18 protein-coding genes and 3 tRNA genes are annotated in these 21,310 nt (G+C 52.9%); 13 read left to right on the forward strand and 8 right to left on the reverse strand.

What is annotated here, in order from left to right; all coding sequences use genetic code 11:
- Nucleotides 1-3: 3 nt before the first annotated feature.
- Nucleotides 4-3,216 (reverse strand): SGNH/GDSL hydrolase family protein, encoded by a 3,213-nt coding sequence (locus tag JNJ66_00280; protein ID MBL8158879.1) that lies wholly within the window; start codon nucleotides 3,214-3,216, stop codon nucleotides 4-6.
- Nucleotides 3,217-3,280: 64 nt separating this feature from the next.
- Nucleotides 3,281-3,356, reverse strand: a tRNA-Arg gene (locus JNJ66_00285).
- Between the two features lie 124 nt (nucleotides 3,357-3,480).
- Here JNJ66_00285 and JNJ66_00290 point away from each other — a divergent pair.
- Both JNJ66_00290 and JNJ66_00295 read left to right on the forward strand, forming a co-directional pair.
- Nucleotides 3,481-3,555, forward strand: a tRNA-Gly gene (locus JNJ66_00290).
- 71 nt (nucleotides 3,556-3,626) lie between these two features.
- Nucleotides 3,627-4,094, forward strand: a complete 468-nt coding sequence (locus JNJ66_00295) for a hypothetical protein (GenBank protein ID MBL8158880.1) — start codon at nucleotides 3,627-3,629, stop codon at nucleotides 4,092-4,094.
- A gap of 22 nt (nucleotides 4,095-4,116) precedes the next feature.
- Here the strand turns inward: JNJ66_00295 and JNJ66_00300 are convergent, their stop codons facing one another.
- Entirely contained in the window at nucleotides 4,117-6,567 is a 2,451-nt protein-coding gene (locus JNJ66_00300; protein MBL8158881.1) for an ATP-dependent Clp protease ATP-binding subunit, read from the reverse strand.
- A gap of 11 nt (nucleotides 6,568-6,578) precedes the next feature.
- Entirely contained in the window at nucleotides 6,579-6,950 is a 372-nt protein-coding gene (locus tag JNJ66_00305; protein ID MBL8158882.1) for a hypothetical protein, read from the reverse strand.
- Between the two features lie 72 nt (nucleotides 6,951-7,022).
- Between JNJ66_00305 and JNJ66_00310 the strand changes: the two genes are divergently transcribed.
- From JNJ66_00310 to JNJ66_00335, 6 genes are all read left to right on the forward strand, one after another.
- Nucleotides 7,023-8,327, forward strand: a complete 1,305-nt coding sequence (locus JNJ66_00310) for a DUF1727 domain-containing protein (GenBank protein ID MBL8158883.1) — start codon at nucleotides 7,023-7,025, stop codon at nucleotides 8,325-8,327.
- Nucleotides 8,324-9,043, forward strand: a complete 720-nt coding sequence (locus JNJ66_00315; protein ID MBL8158884.1) for a glutamine amidotransferase — start codon at nucleotides 8,324-8,326, stop codon at nucleotides 9,041-9,043. Before JNJ66_00310 ends, JNJ66_00315 begins: the two co-directional genes overlap by 4 nt.
- Nucleotides 9,044-9,137: 94 nt before the next feature.
- Nucleotides 9,138-9,213, forward strand: a tRNA-Pro gene (locus JNJ66_00320).
- Between the two features lie 93 nt (nucleotides 9,214-9,306).
- A complete protein-coding gene (locus JNJ66_00325; GenBank protein MBL8158885.1) occupies nucleotides 9,307-11,910 on the forward strand; it encodes a hypothetical protein in 2,604 nt (867 codons plus the stop codon).
- 20 nt (nucleotides 11,911-11,930) lie between these two features.
- On the forward strand, nucleotides 11,931-12,638 hold the full coding sequence (locus JNJ66_00330; protein MBL8158886.1) for a hypothetical protein: 708 nt from the start codon (nucleotides 11,931-11,933) through the stop codon (nucleotides 12,636-12,638).
- A gap of 124 nt (nucleotides 12,639-12,762) precedes the next feature.
- Nucleotides 12,763-13,464, forward strand: a complete 702-nt coding sequence (locus tag JNJ66_00335) for a hypothetical protein (GenBank protein MBL8158887.1) — start codon at nucleotides 12,763-12,765, stop codon at nucleotides 13,462-13,464.
- On the opposite strand, the gene JNJ66_00340 is transcribed toward JNJ66_00335, so the two are convergent.
- Nucleotides 13,461-13,928, reverse strand: coding sequence for a peroxiredoxin (locus tag JNJ66_00340; protein MBL8158888.1), 468 nt, complete (start codon nucleotides 13,926-13,928; stop codon nucleotides 13,461-13,463). The two genes, JNJ66_00335 and JNJ66_00340, sit on opposite strands and share 4 nt — an antisense overlap.
- An 18-nt stretch (nucleotides 13,929-13,946) precedes the next feature.
- Between JNJ66_00340 and JNJ66_00345 the strand changes: the two genes are divergently transcribed.
- Entirely contained in the window at nucleotides 13,947-15,185 is a 1,239-nt protein-coding gene (locus JNJ66_00345) for a hypothetical protein (protein MBL8158889.1), read from the forward strand.
- A 51-nt stretch (nucleotides 15,186-15,236) separates the two neighbouring features.
- On the forward strand, nucleotides 15,237-16,358 hold the full coding sequence (gene opgC / locus JNJ66_00350) for an OpgC domain-containing protein (GenBank protein ID MBL8158890.1): 1,122 nt from the start codon (nucleotides 15,237-15,239) through the stop codon (nucleotides 16,356-16,358).
- Here the strand turns inward: opgC and JNJ66_00355 are convergent.
- Together JNJ66_00355 and JNJ66_00360 are read right to left on the reverse strand one after the other, a co-directional pair.
- Entirely contained in the window at nucleotides 16,317-17,762 is a 1,446-nt protein-coding gene (locus tag JNJ66_00355; protein MBL8158891.1) for a DUF1704 domain-containing protein, read from the reverse strand. The genes opgC and JNJ66_00355 overlap by 42 nt on opposite strands.
- Nucleotides 17,755-18,237 carry a hypothetical protein gene (locus tag JNJ66_00360; GenBank protein MBL8158892.1) on the reverse strand — a complete coding sequence of 161 codons (483 nt, stop codon included), beginning with the start codon at nucleotides 18,235-18,237 and terminating at the stop codon, nucleotides 17,755-17,757. The genes JNJ66_00355 and JNJ66_00360 overlap by 8 nt, the downstream gene beginning before the upstream one ends.
- Nucleotides 18,238-18,494: 257 nt before the next feature.
- Between JNJ66_00360 and JNJ66_00365 the strand changes: the two genes are divergently transcribed.
- The 3 genes from JNJ66_00365 (at nucleotide 18,495) to JNJ66_00375 (ending at nucleotide 20,324) form a co-directional block, all read left to right on the forward strand.
- Nucleotides 18,495-19,019: a prepilin-type N-terminal cleavage/methylation domain-containing protein gene (locus tag JNJ66_00365; GenBank protein MBL8158893.1), complete on the forward strand. Its 525-nt coding sequence runs from the start codon at nucleotides 18,495-18,497 to the stop codon at nucleotides 19,017-19,019.
- A 146-nt stretch (nucleotides 19,020-19,165) separates the two neighbouring features.
- Nucleotides 19,166-19,441, forward strand: coding sequence for a GlsB/YeaQ/YmgE family stress response membrane protein (locus tag JNJ66_00370; GenBank protein ID MBL8158894.1), 276 nt, complete (start codon nucleotides 19,166-19,168; stop codon nucleotides 19,439-19,441).
- Between the two features lie 112 nt (nucleotides 19,442-19,553).
- On the forward strand, nucleotides 19,554-20,324 hold the full coding sequence (locus tag JNJ66_00375; protein MBL8158895.1) for an alpha/beta fold hydrolase: 771 nt from the start codon (nucleotides 19,554-19,556) through the stop codon (nucleotides 20,322-20,324).
- A gap of 2 nt (nucleotides 20,325-20,326) precedes the next feature.
- On the opposite strand, the gene JNJ66_00380 is transcribed toward JNJ66_00375, so the two are convergent.
- Nucleotides 20,327-21,253: a hypothetical protein gene (locus JNJ66_00380; protein MBL8158896.1), complete on the reverse strand. Its 927-nt coding sequence runs from the start codon at nucleotides 21,251-21,253 to the stop codon at nucleotides 20,327-20,329.
- Nucleotides 21,254-21,310: the final 57 nt, after the last annotated feature.

Genomic DNA, 21,310 nt, shown 5'->3' on the forward strand with positions numbered 1-21,310 from the left:
TTATTAATTTATACAGCTGCTTCCGCTGGGCAGCGCTACGAGCGAAACATCTCGAGCTTCGCCATGTTTGACAACAGACAGGCTTGCAGGTATTAATGCCTGACATTGGTCATTCGCATCCATAAACAGGGCAGTAGGTACTCCCGAATTATCAATTAGGCTATTGGAAACTCCGTACTGCGAAGGCTCACTTGACACACCAATCAATGCCCATCCGTCGTAGTTCGTATCGTTATCACTAATTCCAAGCTGCGCCTCAGCCGAAAAGATATTACGTTCGATATAAATCTTCTGCGGATCTTCACTGATACTACTTTCTCCATTGCGTACGCGATATAAAGGCTGGGTACTGTCCGGAATGCCATTGCCATCAGCGTCATGGGAGGGGTTCTCTGGACGGCATGTAGAGGTATTGTATGCTTCAACTGTCAGACCACTGATTTGCGACTGCTGAACCACCGCGAGACTTGATGGCGCAACTTGTACGCAGCCGTTATCCGGGCTTCGGAAGCTTACATGCGGCACACCTTGAGAGTCAGTCCAAAAATTCGCCTTTATACCTTTTGTTGCCGCAGTTTGGCTTTGCGCAACCACAGCCCAGCCATCTGAATTGTCGTCATAGTCTCCAACTATATTTACATCTTCAGCCAAGTTAACATTACGTTCTATGTATATTACATCTTCGGTCGTGCTTGTTGTTCCGTTTCTTACCCTATACAGCTGTGGGGGGCCTTCCACTACCAAGTCACACCCATCGTCCGTGCCATCCATATCAACGTCTTCGTTTAAAGCGGCGGCAAATAAGCACGGATCCTGGTTATCTAAAATGCTATCTCCATCCTTATCGTTTTGAGATTCGTGTACTTCAATTGGCTGGTAAAGGTCTATCGAGTCACCAGCCGCCGATGTTCCGTAAATGTGAAGTGTATGGGAGCCGGGCTCAAACGTAGAGGGCAGAGAAACCTCTTGTTCAATCTTACCCTCTGAATCAACAGTGAACGTTCCGAGGCTTGTGGGTGTTGATGCCATTACGACCTCGACCTGGCTATTAGGACTGATGCCTTTAGCAGATATGTCAAACGATAGGCTGTCAGACTTAACGATTGTGCTGAGCTCAGTGTTAACATGGTAATAAGGCCAAAAGTTGTAGGTGGCACCAGTTGGATTGAAGTAGGTTGGTACGCCCGGCTTGGTGGTTTGATTGTTCGGCAAAGCTAGTCCATCACTTGCAATTGTCTTTGGGCTTGAAGGGTCGGGGTTTAGAATTACAGAGGATATAGTTTTATGGCCTGCCGCATTGGGGTGGAAGCTTTCGCTTCTTTCGCTGGCACCCGCAAGCGCGATGCCAGTGACCTTTGGCGTAAACTCATCGCATAGCCTGTAGCCTGCCAATGCGTTTTCTATGTCTATGTATTCTATACTAGCTTTTTTCGCAGCATATTTTATATGGTTATTAAAGTAAGCCACCGCTTCCTTCAGCATTTCCCTCTCGGCAGAAGTAAGTAATACATTTGCCGGACATATAGTTGCTTCATCATTCACAAATTGAGGGTAGCCAATTGCATATATTTTGCTGTCGGGAGCTGCATCTTTTAAGTCTTTGAATAACTTTACGAGCTTATTGCCCGCTTCTTGAATAAATAGACCAACTTGTTTACGGCCATTATCGGTATCAGCCCAGTCACAAGTAAGCAAGTCATGCTGCACGCAGTCTTTTACAACTCTTTCAAACTGGGCGTCGTTGCCACCAATTCCGATGGTAATAATTTCTGGCTGGTATTTTTCTGCAAATTCTATTTGGTTTTCTCTGCCTGGAATAAAATCCAGTAAAGCTGCCGCTTTAGCATTTGCAACTTCCAGTTCGTCCAAAAAAATATGTGAAAGTCTTCCGTTAAGAAGCCCGTAGTTAATATCAGGCTGACCGAGATAGTTCTTTAATCCTACTTTATAATTTTTGATGTCATTAATCATTGCACCTGAGCATGCCACCGACTTAAAATCACCACTGCTAATTCCCAGCATTTTTGCCAATCGATAGGGGTATGCCCTTGTACTCTGATGACATTTTTCGCGCAAAACCACTGGGTTGGCCGAATAATCTCCATCCACATCAGTTATCGCCCTATAATATTTTTGACCTGTTTCTGGATTAATTTCTGTGTCCCCTTCTCCTGACGAGTAGGAGTCGCCCATGGCCAAATACTCAAGCCTGTCATTACTGTGCCCTGCGGCCGTCAGCGTGTACTCCTGCTGCGCTCCAATCTTCAAGCTTGTGCCGTCGTAATTAAATGAGAGAAAGTATGCCCCATTATACTGTGCACCCGCTGCCGCTACTTGATTTTTCAAGAACTGAGTATGATCTTTTTCTCCGCAGCCGCTTACCACTTGGAGCTCATCTTGAGGGTTGGGACTGGCACAAGAATCGAGGTCAAATATTTTTACATAGTCAGTACCATAGTACAATGAGCCGCCCGACACTGCCGCTCGCTGGCCGTCGTTACTGATAGCAATATCATATTCACTAGGGGAGTTAATCTGAATGCTAGCAAATGTAAGCACTTCATATGTATCAAGGTTGATGCGTAGTACCTTATTGTTGTTGGTGTATGCAATCAACCATTTTCCGTTTGGAGACGAGTCGATGGCTCGAGTGTAAACATCATTATCATTTGCGTCCTTTAAGGCTTTCCCCACTGTCAAATTATCGAGCTTGTACATTTTTTGGTAGTCATTGTAGCCTGAACCAATTGGCATAGTATCCGGATTTTCATAAATCTTCAGCCAAGCATAGTTGCCTACGCCGGCGACAACCAGCTTGTCCGTATTGGGCACCAGCACCGGCGCAGCCCAGTGCCCGGTATCAATAACGTAGGACAATTTATTAAAGCCCATTTTGAGCGCACCACTCTGGCCGAGTTCACCAAAGGCGGTCTGAACAGCACATTCATCCCTATCAATAGTTACAGTTGTTTGGCCATAGTTAGCTAGGGTACTGTAGATACTTAGCGGCACCTTGGAACAGTGCTTCCCTTCGGTACCATCAAGAGCTTTGTTAGGGTCCGGAGGTGTGTAGGTGAATGTGGGATTGGAGCTGACGCTCCACATAGCCGTCGCCTTAACGGCAGATGCATATGCAAAAATAATGCCCAGCACAGCAATTATCAGTAGCGGTGCAATAATTACTCTTTTGCCTGGGCTGCCAAAACGGCTTTTCATGTTTTTTGTTTTCCTTAAGTTTGTACTTTTATTGTACGCGATAAATCAAACTAAAAATAGTAACTGGTACCCCGGGTTGGGATCGAACCAACGACCTTAGGCTTAGAAGTCCTCTGCTCTATCCACTGAGCTACCGGGGCGTATAAATACAGTGTGAGTATAGCATGCGCCGCAGTTCCTGGGGTATTCCTTGGCGGGTGTTTATATGTGATAATTGCCAAGTTTGCTATACTAAGGCGTACTCATAAGAAATCACAGCCACGTGCGGGTGTGGTATAACGGTTATTATTCCAGTTTTCCAAACTGGCGAAGAGAGTTCGATTCTCTCCACCCGCACCAGGTTGTGGTTTTTTGTTTGCTGAAATTCCCAAGCATTAGCGGTTTCCGCCAAATTCCCCTATACTGGCCTTATGCTTGAGTCCTGGCTCCAACCTTTTATCTACCTCTGGCAATGGGTCCTGCAGGAACAACCTTGGATGGTGGCTGCGCTCAGTTCACTGCTGGCGCTGGGCTTTGGGTTCCTGCTCATCGGCACCATTCGCCACCGCCGGATGTGGTGGGCCATCCATAAACAGAATAATCTTATCCGCAAACTGGCCTGGGAACTGTACCTGAAGCAGATGGTGATGATCGGGCATGTCGACATCGAGGAGCTGCTCTTTTTCTGCCACGATCACGACATCACCGATGAAAGCCCGAGCGCCATCGAGCTGTTGCAGGCCGTTTATTATGATTCGACTGATATCATCGGCACGCACCTGCGGGCGGAGGATGCTCGTGTCATCATTGAGGAGTATATTTTGCACCGTGAAGAGATTATGGCGTTGGCGTATAAGGATCCGCGGGCTCAGAACGACCAGCCCGCTCCACAGCAATAAGCCTTAGCCCAATAGTGCGGGCCTACTCGCCGCCCGCACCCGCGTCAGTCGTCGCCGGCAACGCCGGCTTGGCGCCGCTCTGCAACTCACCCTGCTGCTCCAAGCTCGCCACAATATCATCGCGAGTCAAGGTGATAGTCTGCCCCGCCATCACACTCCCGCTCAACATCTGCTTAGCCACCAGGTTCTCAACACTACGGCTGACCATGCGCCGCATCGGACGGGCACCCAGCCGTGGGTCGTAGCCTTTTTCAACCAGCAGGCGGCGGGCGTCCTCGGACACTTCCACGGCGATCTTCTGCAGGGCCAGGTTCTTGTTGATCCCCTTGAGGATAAGGTCGATGACCTGCAGCAACTCCTCCTGGTTCAGCGGCCTAAACAGCACGATCTCATCAAAGCGGTTCAGGAACTCCGGCTTGAAGGCCTTCTGGTTGATAAGCTCATTGACGAACGTCGTCTCCACCTGCTCCATGGTGTAGCCGGCCTTGAGCGCATTACGGATCATATCGGCGCCGGCGTTACTGGTGGCAATGATGATGCTGTCGCGGAAGCTGACATCGCGGTTGTTGATGTCGCGCAGAATACCCTCGTCCAGCACCTGCAGCAAGGCGTTCAGCACGCTGGGGTGCGCCTTTTCAATCTCATCCAGCAACACTACAGAGAACGGCTGCTTGGAGACCTGGGCCGTCAGGCTGTGCGGGTCCTGGGCGGCATCGGCGATCAAGCGTGACACGTCACCCGGCTGCGAATACTCGTTCAGGTCCAGACGTACCAGCTTACTCTCGCCATTGAAATATACCTCAGATAGCGCCTTGGACAATTCCGTCTTACCCACACCGGTCGGCCCCAGGAACAGGAAGGTGCCGATGGGCCGGTCCTGGTTACGCACACCGGCCCGGGCGCGGCGCAGGGCATCGCTCACCACCTTGACGGCGCGCGTCTGGTTGATCATGCGCTCGTGTATGAGGTTCTCCATGTTCAGTAGGCGGTCGCGCTCTTCATGCGTGTTGACGTTGCTGACCTTGATACCGGTGGTCTGCTCAATCGCCTTCTGTACGGAGACGGCCGAGACGATGCCGCCCTCGGCATAATGCGCGGCGCTCGTCAGCAGTTTCAGGGCCTTGCCCGGCATAGCCTGTTCATTGATGTAGCGCTCGCTCAAGCGGTACGATTCCGTCAACGCCTGGAACATATAGGTAATGCGGTTGTGATACTCAATGGGAATCAGCTGATCCTGCAATACCCGCATCGTCTCCTCGCGCGTCGGCGACTCGATGACGATGCGGTTCAGCGCGGTTGCCAAGGCCGGCGTCCGCTGGCCGATCTGCAGCCAGCGGTGCTCGTCCATGGTAAGGATGACGCGCACCGCCCCGCCCTCCAGCACTGGCAGGAGCACGTTGCTGATATCTACGGAACCGGTACCTTCTTCAAAGAACAGCTGCGCATTATCCAGGCAGAGGATAACGTTCTTGGCGCGGAAGGCCTCTACCAAGATTTCATGCACTAATTGTTCCAGCTCACCCCGGCCCGGCGCGTGCGAGATAAGCGCGCTGGCGTCCAGGCTGATGACCTGGCGGTAGCGCAACGAAGCCGGCAGGTTATGACTACCCGCCTCCAGCAGGTGCGCCGCAAAAGCCTCAACGATGGTAGTCTTACCTACGCCGAGCGGCCCCACCAGCGCCGCGTTCTGCCGTCCGCTGTGCGTGAACAGCTGGACGATCTGCGCCCGGGCCGCATCGTGGCTTTCCAAATCGACGTTCAGCAGTGCGCCGTGCGCAATCTGCTCACTGATATTCGTCCCAAAACGGCTGAGCAGCGGCGTGTAGCCAAACGACCAGTCCCGCGCAATGCCCCCGGTCCGCTTGGGCCGGTTATGGTAGGCAATCAGGTCCTGGATATGACGGTGCCAGTGCATGCCCGCCTCAATGTCATCCAGATCCAACTGCAGCTGCGCCAACACCGTCTCGACATTGGGGATGGAGCGCACCAGCGCCACCACCAGCTCGGAGCCAAGCACCGGACCAGGCCGCGAACCGTGCAGGCTCAAGGCTACGCGCCAGACATCACCCGTATCCGCCGGGTTACTGCTAGTCAGCGAGGCCAAAAAGTTAGGACCGATACCAAAGCGGCCGGCAAAGAACAGCCCACCGCTGGTCTGCATCACCGCCTCCGCCAGGCGTGAGGGCGACGGCTCGGCGTCCAGCTTGCCCAGGATACGGCTATCCAGTAAATCTGCCAGGGTCTGTCCGCTGCCGGTAGAAATATCAGTCAAGCCGCGCTGCAGCCACAGGATCATCATGATAAAGGGACTGGCCAGGCTCGCCAGGAACCAACCGATGTTGACGCCCATCAGCCCCAGGATGACCCCGCCCAGTAGCAGGGTCACCGAAATCAGCACTAACAGCGCCTTGGTCAGCGGAATATTGAAACGGTTGGCAAACCGCGCCTGCTGCCAGCGCGGATGCGCCAACATGCCTACCTGGGTTATGCCCGCCATACGATGCTCGCAATCAGGCCGATAATCGGCATCAGGGGCAATACTACCCAGCCGACAATTAATCCCAGGCCGGCCACAGCCGCCACCGCCAGGGTTATCAGGCCAGAGAACATAGTAATGGTACGGATGACCGCCCCCACCAGGCGCGACACCAGCTTATCCAGCCAGGCCCGCCAGCGCACGCCCAGCGGCCCGCTGACATTGGTGGCAGAGATCTGCTTGAACGGCGCAAACAGCGTCCGCATCAGCAGGACGATAGAAAAATAATCGGACGTAGCGCTAAGCATCCGTGCCACCCGGCCGATCTGCCCATAGAGGCCTTCGCTGTACCACCAGCGAACCATGCTTATGAGAATCATAAGCATATTGTATCATCTACATGCCTTTTGGTGTCGCCCTACCAGATATATTTGCTATACTTACAGGCGGATATGCCTCGTAAACACACTATAGCGGCCGGAAAACTCTTCCGCCGGATCGCGCGGTTGCGCGGCGGCGGCTCTGCCCTCCCCGGCCTGCTGATTGAAAAACTGGAACCTGCCTTCCTCTCTGAAGCCCTCGGACAACTCCCCGAGGGTGTCATTTTAGTATCCGGCACCAACGGCAAGACGACCACGACCAAGATGATCACCGAACTGCTGGAGGCTTCCGGGCTACGCGTCTTCACCAACCGTACCGGCAGCAACTTCACACGCGGCGTGGTGTCGGCCTTGATTGAGGCCGTCAACAAGGATGGCACATTGCCGTACGACATCGCGGTGCTGGAGCTGGATGAGGCGCACGCCGTCAAATTCGCAGCCCAGGCCAAGCCACGCATCAGCGTTTTCTTAAATGTGTTGCGCGACCAGCTGGATCGCTTCGGCGAAATTGATTACACCGCGCGCCTCCTGGGCGACGTCGCCGCCGAAACGACCGAAATGGTGATATTAAATTATGATGATCCTTTAATTAAACGGCTGGCCAAGAACGTACAGCCCGGCGTCAAAACCGTCTTCTTTGGCGCGCATGACAACCTCCACCACCTCTTTTTGAGCGACGAGATGCTGGGCGCCGTCAACGCTGGCAAACCGAAAGCCGCCGCCAAGAAAAGCACCACAGCCAATCAGGACACCGATGTCGAACTCTGCGCCTTCAAAGATCAGCTGGTCGGCTTCCGCGTCGGTAGCAAAGTGTATAAATCTGAGCTGAAGGTCAGTGGTTTTTATAATTATCTGAATGCCGCCGCGGCGATAAGCACCGTACGGCAGGTCAAGCCGCGCGTCGGCGTGGAAACCTGGCTCAAAGCACTGACCAAGGTAGAACCGGCCTTTGGGCGCGGCGAGCGGGTGATGCACCACGGCAAGCCACTGGAGTTTGTGCTGGTGAAGAACCCGGCCGGTTTCCGCCTGGCCCTGGCCTCGGCCGGCACCGCCGCCTCTACCGAAGCCACCATGATCGCCATCAATGACAATTTTGCTGATGGCCGCGACATGTCCTGGCTCTGGGACGTTGACTTTAGCAGCCTCAAGGACCACGGCGTGGCTATGATTAGCGGTGTGCGTGCCTACGACATGGCCCTGCGCCTGCAGTATGATGCCGTCACCGTCGGCGACATTGAACCCGACACCGCCAAAGCGTTTAAAGCAATGCTGAGCAAGCACGGCGGCAAACCGATGCGTATTTATTGTACGTACACCGCCATGCTGAAGCTGCGCCGCCAGGCCGAGAAGGAGCTGCGTATGGAGAAAGCATTATGAGTAAGGGCACCATCCATATTCTGTGTCTCTACCCCAACGAGATGAATATCTACGGCGACTGGGGTAATGTGCTGACGGTAGCCCGCCGGCTGATGTGGCACGGCTACACACCCAAGATCACCCAGTTGCACCCCGGCAAGAACGTTCCCAAAAACGTCAATATTGTGATTGGCGGCGGCGGGCAGGACTCCGGGCAGATGCTGGTGGAGGCCGATCTGCAGCGCCACGCCAAGACGCTTCAGGCCCTGGCGGATGATAACGTTCCAATGCTGGTCGTCTGCGGCCTCTACCAGCTCTTTGGCCGCTTCTTCAAAACCGCCACTGATGAGAAGCTGCGCGGCATCGGCATCTTCAACGCCGAGACACACGCCAGCAACAAGCGCATGATCGGCAACATCGTCGTCAACACGCAGTTCGGCGAGATCGTCGGCTACGAGAACCATAGCGGCATGACCATGCTCGATAGCGGCCAGGCCAGCTTTGGCGGCGTCAGCAAGGGCGCTGGCAATAACGGCACCGATAAGACCGAGGGTGCGGTGTATAACAATGTGTATGGGACGTATATGCATGGGTCGCTATTGCCCAAGAACCCGAATTTTGCCGATGAGCTGATTAAGAAGGCGGTGGAGCATGCCGGGCTGGAGTTTGACCCTAACGTAATAGATGATTTGTTTGCGGATAAGGCGCGGGCGATTGCCAAGCGGCGGCCACGGTAGTCTTTTCGTCATCCGTATAGCACATTTTATCTAAAATGTCAAGGGGTGCAGCTTACACCGTTTATTGTATAATGTCCTAGAAGATACCACCTATCGGGGTGTGGCGCAGTTGGTAGCGCGCGGCGTTCGGGACGCCGAGGTCGTCCGTTCGAGTCGGATCACCCCGACCATGTCTTAGTTTTAGCCCTTTAGCGGCTATTTTTTAGTTATGGCAATGTGATAGTGTTAAAGCATAAGTTATAATTATTTTAAGGAATAAACACTTGAAAAACTTAATTCGCACAATACCCGTTTTATTGCTACTGACGCTTTTCTCATCACTCGTCCTCGCAGGACTCAGTAGCCGCCCGGCAGGTGCATCCGCCACTCATATTCCTTTAAACGTCACCTCGGCACAGTACATCCCAAATAGAATATCCGCCCACAGAGACGGGAGTGTTACGGGCTCATCCTGCAGCCCATCATCGTATCCTTGGACTTATCTCAAAACTTATGCATCAAACAATCAGATTGTCACAGGTCTTGAAAAGGCCAACACTAGCGATTGGATGGGAGCCAATTGTAATGACCAAGGCATAGCCACCGGCCACGACAATACAGTTTACATGTACGAAAACCGTTATCTCAATAGCAGCACGGAGCGTCGACTTGCGGCCTATAAAGATGATGTATTACTTTGGGCGAAATCATTTGTTGGCTGCAACAATAGTAACTCAAACGACTTATCGCAAGCCGAGTTGTACTATCCAACACTTGGCTTTGACAATACGCTCTATGTCTTTGGCTTCGCGCAGTCAGACTGTACGGACTCCAATAAAAATAATGCACTCTACGCTCTTGATCTTGCCAATGGCGATATCGTGTCTCAAGCTCAAGTTTATGCCAAATCGCCAATAAATAGTTCCGACTCAAGTTTAATAGTACCGATGGAAGATGGCGTTGCATTTCTCGACCATGAGATAATTTACACTAACGGACAACCCACCACCGATAGAAAATTTATGCGTTATTATGGCTGGCAGGATGGATTGCTTGTCGAAAATACTAATCGAGCCTACGACATATCGAATGTAAGCTACAGCGCCAGGCAGTATGTATCACAGCTTGCGGGCGACCCTGAAGGCAATATATATGTACAGATGTATCCTGATTCCCAGCCTTACAACAACTGCACAGGGAGTACTGAAATTGTTAGGCTTGACCAAAGCCAGAGCAGCCCAGCCCTATCAAGAGTTCCTCTAGACGACTGTAACTTTATGTCTACACGTATGGCCATCACGCCCGATAGAGGTGTCGTAGTGCTAGGCGGGGACGGGAGTGGAGCCGGTGCATATGATGATAGGATGATAAAATTTTCTTCAAGCGGTTCTATTGTTTATGATAAAAACCTCAATAATCTATCGGGTGACGGATTTAACAACCCATTTATCAATAGCTTCCCTGTAGTAGATGCCAACGGCACAGTTATTGTCGTATCGGCTGCAGATTCCGCAACTGCATGGCCCATGGATCGCTATCTTATCGTAAGGACATTTGATAATTCTAGTGGTAATCAAACCATTATATATAAATCTTCGGACGACCAAATTCTTGATCCAAACGCCCAGGATAAGTTTGCCACCATATCTTACATCGATGTTCAGGATGGCACTGTATACTTTTTGACATGCAAGTCTGATTACGCATATTACTGCAGTGGCACACAAAGCGTTTCGTTATCAAAAGTAAATGACTCTAGTCTTGATGATGCGTACCCACGCTCAGAGCTGACAAACTCATCAGATTTTGACGGTGATGGCGTCTCCGTTAACGGCGAAGCTTCTCAGGGTACAAGTGAACACAGAATCGATTCCGATAATGACGGGTTGAATGACTTGGTTGAATCAGTATACTATACTCAACGAACTGCGGCCTTTTGCAAAGTCGTCAATAGCACTCCTGCGAACTGTGCCTACCCCGATCCCATAAAGAAGGATATTTTTATCGAAATAGACTGGCTTTATGATAGCGAGGAGGGTCGATCAACACTCCCCAGCCCCAATCAGCTTTCAAAGATTGGAGAAGCCTTTGCTGCCAAAGATATAAAGGTGCATTTTGATATTGGCGACTATACAGGAAATGAAGATGATGAGGTTAGTAGCTCAGTCCAAATTGGAGACTTTGGCGGCGGGAACGAAGTGCCCTACAGAGCACTGATTCAGTTTGATTCAAGTGAAGATGGCGCTCTCGCCAATGTGCCTGACTTGATCGACTACAAAAAAGGCAATGAAGATGTTTACAATATTACTTCACAGTTCAACTATGGCAACAGAGGAAACATTTGGCGCTACTTTCTCTCTGCAAAAGTAGTGAACATTCCAAGCAACGCCAATGATGATCCTGTGCACGGCAAAGCTGTAGTCGGTAATGACGAAGCTATAATTGCATACGATATGGTAGAAGCAAACACATTAGACTCTGCAGATTTTAATAGAATTTTACCTAAAGTCTTTGCGCATGAGCTAGGACACCAGCTATGCCTATCAGGCTTATCGGGCACTTCAAGCAATACATTCTACTCTGAACAAATTGAGACATGTGCCTTTGCGGGAGTTGACAGTGATAGTGCTTCAACAAATTATAAAAGTATTATGAACTACGATATTTTAGAAGATAATATTTATGAAACTGTCAACGATCCGTTCCCTCATACGGATAGGTTACTCTACCCCTTGCCTGCGTATAGCTTTTCTGAGGGAAATAATGGAAGTGGAGACCATGATGATTGGAACAGTGTATTAAATAGCGTAGGGGATTTTGCAAAGGACAAAGACTACTATTATCTCTTACCTCCCATTAACACACCGTGCCGCATGGAATGTAATTAGTAATACGGATGCAATAGATTATGATTAGAAAAAGAACCATAGTTTTAGCAAGCTTCGCGCTGGTGATATGCTTAGTAATAGCCGCTATTTTAGTAAACCGCACAGGCACCAAGGACATGGAGCGACCAATTGATAATTCAAGCGCCGACACTAAAAATCCCAGTGATAACAAAGCGAATAATAAAAATGTAGAAGAAGTAGATAAGCTTCAAAGCGTTGTGCCAGAGCCACTGCCCGCTAGCTGGACCGAGGTTGCCCCCGAAAGCATGGCCATAAAAATTGCCTATCCATCAGAATGGAGCTTTAATGGGGGTCAGCCTCGGCCCTCGACTGACGGCAAAGCTGAAACCCAAACACTATATGTATCTTATCTAGGCTCAGACTCCCAGCTAATTGACCGCCCTTGTAGGTTGACTGTTCAGACTCAGTCATTCGCGGAAGTTATTAAAATAACAGAGAGTCAGGATACTGACGATGATGGAGTAATCACCGATACTCCATACAAGCTTTGGACGGATGTAGTAGAGAAGGATTACTTTACTTATGATGACCGCCAGGCGGTACGCTACCTCTTTGCAAATCGTGTATCAACGAGCGATGATAAGAAATATAAGATCTTTTACCTAGTAGAAGGCAACTCTAAAACTTACTCTTTGGTCTGTAGTGTGCGAGATGGATTAAACGAAAAAGAAATTGACAGTTTGTTTAAGCAAATTCACTTGCAGTAATTGCGTACATTTACAGAAAACAACATAACTCACAACGATCGGGCTGGCGTCATGAGTGGGATTGGCGATTTTTCTAAACATAGAGAGTATTCTCCTGTTACGGGAATGTGCATGAAAGTTTGTTATGAATAAAAAGCAAAGAGTTTTCCTTCTACTTATTGTTGCGGTGGCTATGCTTGGTATCGTAGCATACCTTACAAATGTTGGTAGTTACAAACCCATTCCATCAGAAAGAAGCAATAAGGGTACTACCGACACTCCACCGACAGTGCAAGCAGTAGAAAAGCCTGCGCGTGGCATAAGTAGCGTTGACAGACTATCAAACATTACGAGAGAGCCGACACCAGCGGGCTGGACTGATTACAGTAATGGGGCGCTTAAGACTTCACTCTCTCACCCGACGAACTGGATGACCGACAGCGTAGATAATATCTCTCCTACTGGAAAACAGTATAGCTTTGACATAATATTAAGCGCCAATCCTAAATCCGAAGTCGAACGATGCGTCCTGGAAATCAAGAACGTATCTTTTGCTGTTTCTGTAAAAAATTTGGAAAGTACCGACAAAAATGATCCTGGCACAATTGATCCAAATGCAATGGTAATATGGAGAGACATAAAAGAGCGTGATGATCTTATACTTAACGGAAACACGGCATTTCGCTACCTCATGAGTCGTAGGGACGCAGCTCGGCAAGAAGCGCAAGTTAGCGTCATCTACATGATCGACTCACAAAATAAGACCTATGAATTATCCTGTCCTATACAAGGAGAAATTACAGAGCAAGTCGTTGATAAGATTGCCCAGCAAACAATCATAAATTAATTGACAATTCGCTTTCTTCGCTGTAGCTCCCCTACTACCTGCTCCCCATGATTCAGTGGCGTCACCCTCCCATACACCTTCACAATCCGCCCCTCCGGATTAATAATGAACGTCTTGCGCAGGATGCCTTCCCGCCCGAACATCTTCTTACCCCACGCGCTATACGCCTCGATGACTTTTCCTTCCGTATCGCTCAATAATGAAAAGTTAATATCGTATTTGGCTTTGAACTTGTCATGCGTGCTAGGATCGTCTTTAGAGATGCCGACAACTTTGGCACCAAGTGCCGTCAGTTCGTCCCGGGCGTCGCGGAAGGAGCAGGCTTCTACCGTGCAACCCGGTGTGTCATCTTTGGGATAGAAATACAAAACGAGCCACGAACCGGCAAAGTCACCCAGGCTGACGGGCGTACCGTTATGGTCTGTTAGTGTAAAATCCGGGGCGATTTGCAGTGGCGTATCCATGGAGTACAGTATAGCAGTATGGACATTCAGCAATTGCACACCCGTATCCGCGAAGAAGAACAACGTAACAACCGTTTCCTGCACCTCACCCCTAATGAGCCGTATCCGTCGGAGACTGCCCGGGCCTTCTTGGGCTCGCGGCTGAGCGACCGCTATTACATGGGTGCTGGCGAGGATAACATGGTCGACCTGGGGCCGTTTACCGCCTTGGGCTTCCCTGGCATAGAAACGCTAGTGACCAAGGCAGAGGAAGCCGCCAAGGAAATGCTGGGCGCCAGCGTGGTCAACCTTGCCTGCCTCTCCGGTGTACACGCCATGATGTGTGCCATCCTCACCACTACCGAGCCGGGCGACGTGGTCATGACCATCCACCACGACCATGGCGGGCATTTTGCCACCAAGGGCGTCATTGATAGGATTGGGCGCGGGCACGTCTTTACGCCGGCCTACAACACGGATAACCTTTCGTTTGACACGGAGGAGCTTGGCAAGGCCTTCAGGGAGTCCGGCGCCAAAGCCTTTTATATGGACGCCTCGTATTACCTGAACCCGCATGACCTGCAGGCCATCCGTGCCGCCCTGGGCGATGACGCCATCATCATCTACGATGCCAGCCACACCATGGGCCTCATCATGGGGCAGCAGTTTCAGGCACCACTGCGCGAGGGCGCGGATGTCATCACGGCCAATACGCACAAGACGCTGCCGGGGCCGCAGAAAGGTATGATTGCCTTCCGGGATAAGGCTTTGGGCGCCAAGGCCAATCAGATTATCGATGATTGCCTCTACTCCAGCCCGCACACTACCTCGATGATTGCGCTGGCCACCACCATTCTGGAGATGAAGGAGTTTGGGGAGGCGTATGCCCGCCAGGTCATCGCCAATTCCAATGCGCTAGGCCAGGCCCTGGCTGACCGCGGCTACATGATGCGCAAAGCCAATACCGGCCGCTACTCCGAAAATCATCAGGTGCACTGGCTGACGGAGGGCGTCGGGGAGTACCGCAAGCTCTACAAGCAGTTCTACGCCAACAACATCACCCTCGCCTTCGACCACCCCGATATTCTGGGCCAAGGCATCTTTGTACGGCTTGGCACGCAGGAAATCACCCGCCGCGGCATGACCGAAGAAGATATGGAGAAGATTGCCGACTTCCTGGACCGCACCGTCCGCGGCGAAAAGTTCCCCGACGAGGTGGCGGTCTTTGCAGATTGGTTCCGCAAGGCACATTTCTCGTTCGACACCGTAGAGCAGTAAACAACACCTTTCAGCACCTGTTCAGCTAAAGCTTGCTACACTATAGGCAGTATGCCTGAGAAAATCGCTCAAGCGGCCGCCAAAGCGGAGCGCATTATTGCCCTTGATTATCTGCGCGGTTTTTTCATATTCGTCATCATCGTCGATCATCTGAACCGCTGGCCCAACATCTACGAGTTCTTCACGGGGCGCGGGGCGCTGTGGGCCTCGGCTGCCGAAGGCTTCTTCATCATCTCCGGCTTCCTCATCGGCTACATCCGCGGCCATAAGAACCTGCGCAAGCCGCTGCGTGAAATTACCGTGACGCTCTGGAAGCGCGCCGCCATCCTCTACCTCTGGTCAGTGCTGCTGAGCCTGCTGTTCATCATCACCATCTGGTATACCAACATTTCGGATACGCTGCGGCCCAACATGCCGTTCACGCCGGGCGACATCTGGGAGCCGCTCAAGCAGGTACTGCTGCAGAACTACGCCGCCGGCTGGTCGTACTTCCTTAAGCTGTACTGGATAATGCTGCTGATCGCGCCGCTGGCTGTCTGGCTGTTCCGTAAGCGGCAGGAGTGGCTGGTATTGCTGCTTTCGCTCGGTATCTGGTTCTGGGGGCAGTTTGCCAATGTGGACTGGATGCAGTGGCAGCTGCTGTTCTTCGTGCCGGCCATCGCGGGGTTCCACCTGGACACTATCCGGGGCTGGTTCGGCAGGCTCGCCAAGCCCACGCAGCGCCGGCTGACCATCGGCATCTTCACGGCTTTTGGATTGACGCTACTTATGGCTGCTTTTTGGACGCTCGGCTGGTTCTTCGTTGAACACCAGTATCACATCATGACGCGCGAGCAGTACGTGGCCGAACGCTTCTGGATTGACGCGATCTTCCTGCGTGACCCGCTGACCATAGGGCGCATATTGCTTTCCTATCTATGGTTCCTGGGGCTGCTGATGCTCTTCCACAAGCTGGTGCCGTTCATCAAGCGCTGGCTGGCCTGGCTGCTCCTCCCCTTTGGCACGCGATCACTGACGGCCTATATTTTGCACGGCCTGGTGCTGATCATCGTCCAAGGCCTGGTGCCGGTGACTGATAATTTCTTCTTCAATACGCTGCTAGCCACCCTCATTGTGCTGGTGGTCTGGGGGTTATTGCGGCTGCGCTGGGTCCAGCGCGTCATTCCGCAGTAAGCCCAACTGACTCTTACTCACGCCGTAGCGCCGGTCCAGTTCCGCCAGCCACTGCTGATGGCGCGGGTCAAACGGGTTGAACTTGCCGCCGTCGCCGCGGAAAATATGCTCTACGTCTTCGGCGGCCAGGCGCCAATAGCCGGTGTTGGCCATCAGGTAGCAGGTGTCTTTGCGGTAGGCGCCGCCACGGCCGTCGGTGCCGTTGAGCAGGCGGATGGTCAGGGCCCAGGCTAAATCGTGGGCGTAATGCTCGGCAGCCTTTTTATCATCAGGATGGCGGGAGAGTTCCCAGGCATGGAACAGGGCGTGCAATAGCCGGTACAGCTGGCTGAACGTCCACTTGCTGCCGTCCAACCCCATGGCCAGGCTGACACCGAAATGGCGGAGAATGATGTTTTCCCAGGTCACCTGGCGCGACGCCTCATTAATGCTGGCAAACTGTATCTGTTCACGCAGGTATGCCCGGCCCTCATTGGCCATCTCGTAGCCGTCCAAGCCCACGGCCAGCAGGCGCAGCGGCTGACGCATGCCGTTGAGGCGTTCCAACAGATGGCTGCCAAGCTCGTGCGCGATGACGCCACGGAACATGACCACGTCGTAGCTGTAGATTTCCGGCCTTAGGATCGTCAGCGTTTCGTAACTCATAGACCAGTAGCGGCTGACTGCATCACCGATGGTGAAATCCGCGCCCAAGTTACGCAGAATCTGACGGACCACTATGTCCCCCTGCTCCCGCTCAATCTCGCCCGCCGCAGGCAATTCCACTCCCGCCAGTAACTGGTCAAAGTAGCCGTCCTCTTGGAAATGCACGGCACGCACCCGCTGGAACAGCGTCTCATCGGGCAGCAAGGCTTCGCGGCCCGGTCCGCCGGGTGGTACTTGTGGCAGCAACGTCAGGGCATGGCGTGCAGCCTTCTGCACTGCTGCATTATCGTGCCCACTCAAGCCGGTCATGGTGAAATGCAGCCAGTCGGCCGCAGCCGCGAACAACCGCCTGTCCGGCATGCCGAACAGTGTATCGTTGATGGCATGATAGGTGTCATTGTCGTGCGCCGCGGCCGCCAGCAGCAGGTCAAGGTTAAGGATCAGCTCATCGATGCGCCGGATATACACCTCTTTCACCAGCTCGTCCGGCTCGTCACCGGCAATTTCGTATTTCAGGCTTTCCAGGTCGCTACGCTGTATGCGGTAGCGCTCCATATCCTGCAGGTGCACCCGCAGATTTACGTCCGCGTCATAGTCTGCCGCCTCGAACTGCTGGCGCAGGGTCCGCAGCTGGGCGGGCGGCGGCAACATCGGCTCGTATATCTCCCCCGCCGCGCCCACCAAGGGCAACAAACGGTCAAACCAGCGCTGGTCGAGCGCTGGTTGCCGCGGTATCAGTAAGCGGGAGTGGCTAGGCACGCCCCACCTGGCTCGTGTTAAAGTCTACCAAGCCGACGTAGCTCTCCCAGGCGGCTTTGTCTTCGGCGCTGAGGTTTTTGGCGGCGTCCATCCACTGCTTCAGGGAGGCGAGGCTGAACTCGACGGTCTGGCCCTCGCTGACGGCGGGCGAACCGGCCGCCTGGGCCAGGTTGGTCTCTACAAAGATAATGCCGGCTTTGCCGACCTCGATCTTCTGCGTCAGGCCGTAGGTCTGGGCAGCCTTGCGGGCCAGGGTGTGGTACGAGTCTCCAGCTTGAGCAGTGTAGCGGTAGGTGGCCTGTGAGGCCGGGTTTTGAATGTGGCCTTGGTTCTGGTTTTGCGTGGCTGGAGGCTGGCTTGGCGCGGCTGGCGTGGCCGCGGCGGCAGTGCCGGCAGGAACAAGTAGCTGGGCGACGGCGGCAACCGCAATAAGAGCCGCGGCGCGGGCGGCAACCGAAAATAGAGATGTAATCATTGAATTTCCTCTGCCCACCGCTTGTTAGTTTTTTGTGTGACGTGTTGGTCACAGGCATTATAACAACGCTTATGCATAAAGTGCAAATATAGCGTACGGCTGCTTGTAAAATTAACATTTAATGAAGTAACTCTTGCGTTTATTGTGAGGCTTGGTAGTATGGTTCAGGTAAATCCGACGTACATGTCCGGAAAATAAAAAGTATAAGGGTTGTAGCAGCGAAGCATGCTTTTTTAGTTATGATGCAATTCCAAAAAATGACACATTTTACCCCCGCACACGCCGCCAGTCGGGCCGGCTTCACCATCGTGGAGCTGCTTATCGTCATCGTGGTCATCGGCATCCTGGGCGCCATAGTCCTCAATACTTTTGCCAGTGCGCGCGAGCGTGGTTATGAATCAGCCATTCAGAGCGATGTGCGTAATGCCGCCCAGAAAATCAAAGCCTTCCATGCCGAGAACGGCTATTACCCCAATACCGCCAGCGAACTGGCCGGCCTCAAACTATCTTTTACCAAGGACGCCTACGACGGCACTGTCAACGGCATGATTTATTGCACTATCACGGGCGGCGCCAATGAGCGCTTCTCTATCGGCGGCTGGAGCAAGGCAGGCAAGCGCGGACATTATTACTCCAGTGCATCCGGCCTGAAGCAGACCACCAGCTGGACCAATACCAATGCCTCCCTCTGCCCGCTGCTCAATGTAGATGCCACGGCACCCGGGTACATCAACCATTGGGGGCTTCTGGGCGGCAATAACTGGCAAAGTTGGACCAATTAACACTGGTTTTTGAGTGATTATTCTAACACTGACGCACCTTTCAACAGAGGTGACGCCACAATTATTTTTCCCTTATAAAAAATATTACAGCCACTTATGCCCAATACCGGCATTATAGGGTTGTAAACAACGTAAGGAGGAAAGATATGTTGCTAGATATCGTGTTATGGATTCTATTCGGTGCACTAGCTGGCTGGGTCGCTTCCAAGATTATGGGCACTGACGCTCAGATGGGTGCCGTTGCCAACATCGTGGTTGGTATCATCGGTGCCTTCCTCGGTGGCTTCCTGGTCCGTACGCTGACCGGCAACACCGTTGAGGGATTCAACCTCACTAGCCTGATCGTCGCCATCCTTGGCTCAGTCATCCTACTGGCTATCGTCAAGGCGTTCCGCGGCCATGGTCACCCGACCAAAGTCTAATCCCCCTAGCGTAAGCTAGTAGACTAACACCCTACCCACCCCACCCTAACTCCGAGCCTGCAGTGCACACTTCCCTGGTGAATGCTGCAGGCTCACTCTTTTATAAACAACCGTGAAACCGACTTTTACTACTACACGCCTGACCATCCCCACATCCGGCGCGCCCTATCATATCGATGTCCGCACACTAAAGCCGGCCCGGCCCGGCGGACGCAGTTTTATTCTTATCCATGGCATCGGGGTATCCGGCCGATACTTCATGCCGCTTGCACTGAAGCTGGCACGGCACCACACGGTATACGTACTTGATCTGCCGGGGCATGGCGACACGCCCAAGCCGGCGCGGGCGCTCGACATAAGACAGCTGGCCACGGTGGTAAATGCTTTCGTACATCACCAGCACATCAGCCGGCCCATTCTCGTCGGTCATTCCATGGGCTGCCAGATTGCCGCCAAAGCCATTGAGCTGGCACCGCGCCTGCATGGCGGCATCATATTGCTGTCACCCACCGTCAACCGCTACCGGCGCAATCGTCTCCTGCAAGCATATAGCCTGCTTTGCGATGGGCTACGCGAGCCTTTGCGGGTCAACCTGATAGCTTTTGGTGATTACCTGCAGTTTGGCCTGGCGCGCTACCTGCGCACTTCAAGCTTTATGATGCGGGATCGGCTTGAGCAATCCATCCGGCACTGCCCGTTGCCGGGACTGATCGTGCGGGGCGGCCGTGATCCTATCACTTCGGACCGCTGGTTGGATTATCTTTGCCGCAGTAACCCCCGGTTCACGCCAGTCAGACTGAATGACGGGCCGCACGTCATCCAATACACGCATGCCGTAGAGCTGGCGGACATCTGTGAGGGGTATGTGTTGTCTTTAGAGTAGGGCTATTGGGGCAACAGCCGGGTCACTACTTCGACGAACGGTATAGAGTAATGGTCAATGCCCGCCGGCGTCTCAATTGACGTCTCAAAACCTTTTTCCCGATAATACGCTTCACCCTCTTTTGCGTCAGACAGGGCGTCGTAGCCGTCGGACGCGTTAGCTGCGACATCCTCCTGGCCGGTATACCACTTCATAGTGAAGGAATTGATGAACTCTTGTGACTGCGCCGCGCCCTGACCGCTATACGGCCGGCCACCGCCGCCAAAGGCGATGGAACCGCCGCCACAGAACAGGTCGGAGTGGCCGTGCACCAAAAACGAGGTGATAAATACCGAGCCGCCGGAGTAGCCGATAAGCCAGGCGTTGCTGCGGTTGATGTTGTATTTGGGGTAAATTTCATTTTCGAGGAAGTCGCGGACCCATTCGGCATTAGTGCCGCCGTCTTCCCACCAGGTGACCGTGCCGCTATCGGGCGTGCGGATGGCAATCAGCAGCATTTCGCGCTGCTTGGCCTGCTCGGCGTAGCCCTCCAGTGTGCCCTCGCGCAGGTTGTCAAACTCTTCGGCGCCGTCGCCGTGGAACTGCAGCATCAGGCCGAGTGGTTTGTCGGTCGGCAGGCCTTGGCCAAAGAGGTGATACTGGGCAGTGCCGGCGCTGCCGGAATAGCTTTGGTCCGTGGCGTCGGTCAGCGTGCCGCCGGTGCCGTTAGTAGCGCAGCCCTGGGCGACCGGCGGGGCCGCACCCATGAATGACAGTGCTTTGCTGGCTGAGGCCGATGGATCGTTTTGTACGCTGGTGCCGTTGGGCGTGGCGTCTTCTGCTTCAATGCTTTTGGTGACGCCTGCGGCATAAGCAAAAGCCAAGATTATACCGGATACAAGGACGATGGCCGCCAGCGAGACGGCGATTTGCAGTTTTAGTGTTTTCATCTGCAATTACTATAGCATGGCGGTGTGGTCATGCTCACATTGCCAGACTAAGGAAAC

It is taken from the genome of Candidatus Saccharibacteria bacterium, from assembly GCA_016789455.1.
Lineage (GTDB): Bacteria > Patescibacteriota > Saccharimonadia > Saccharimonadales > Saccharimonadaceae > CAIJKY01.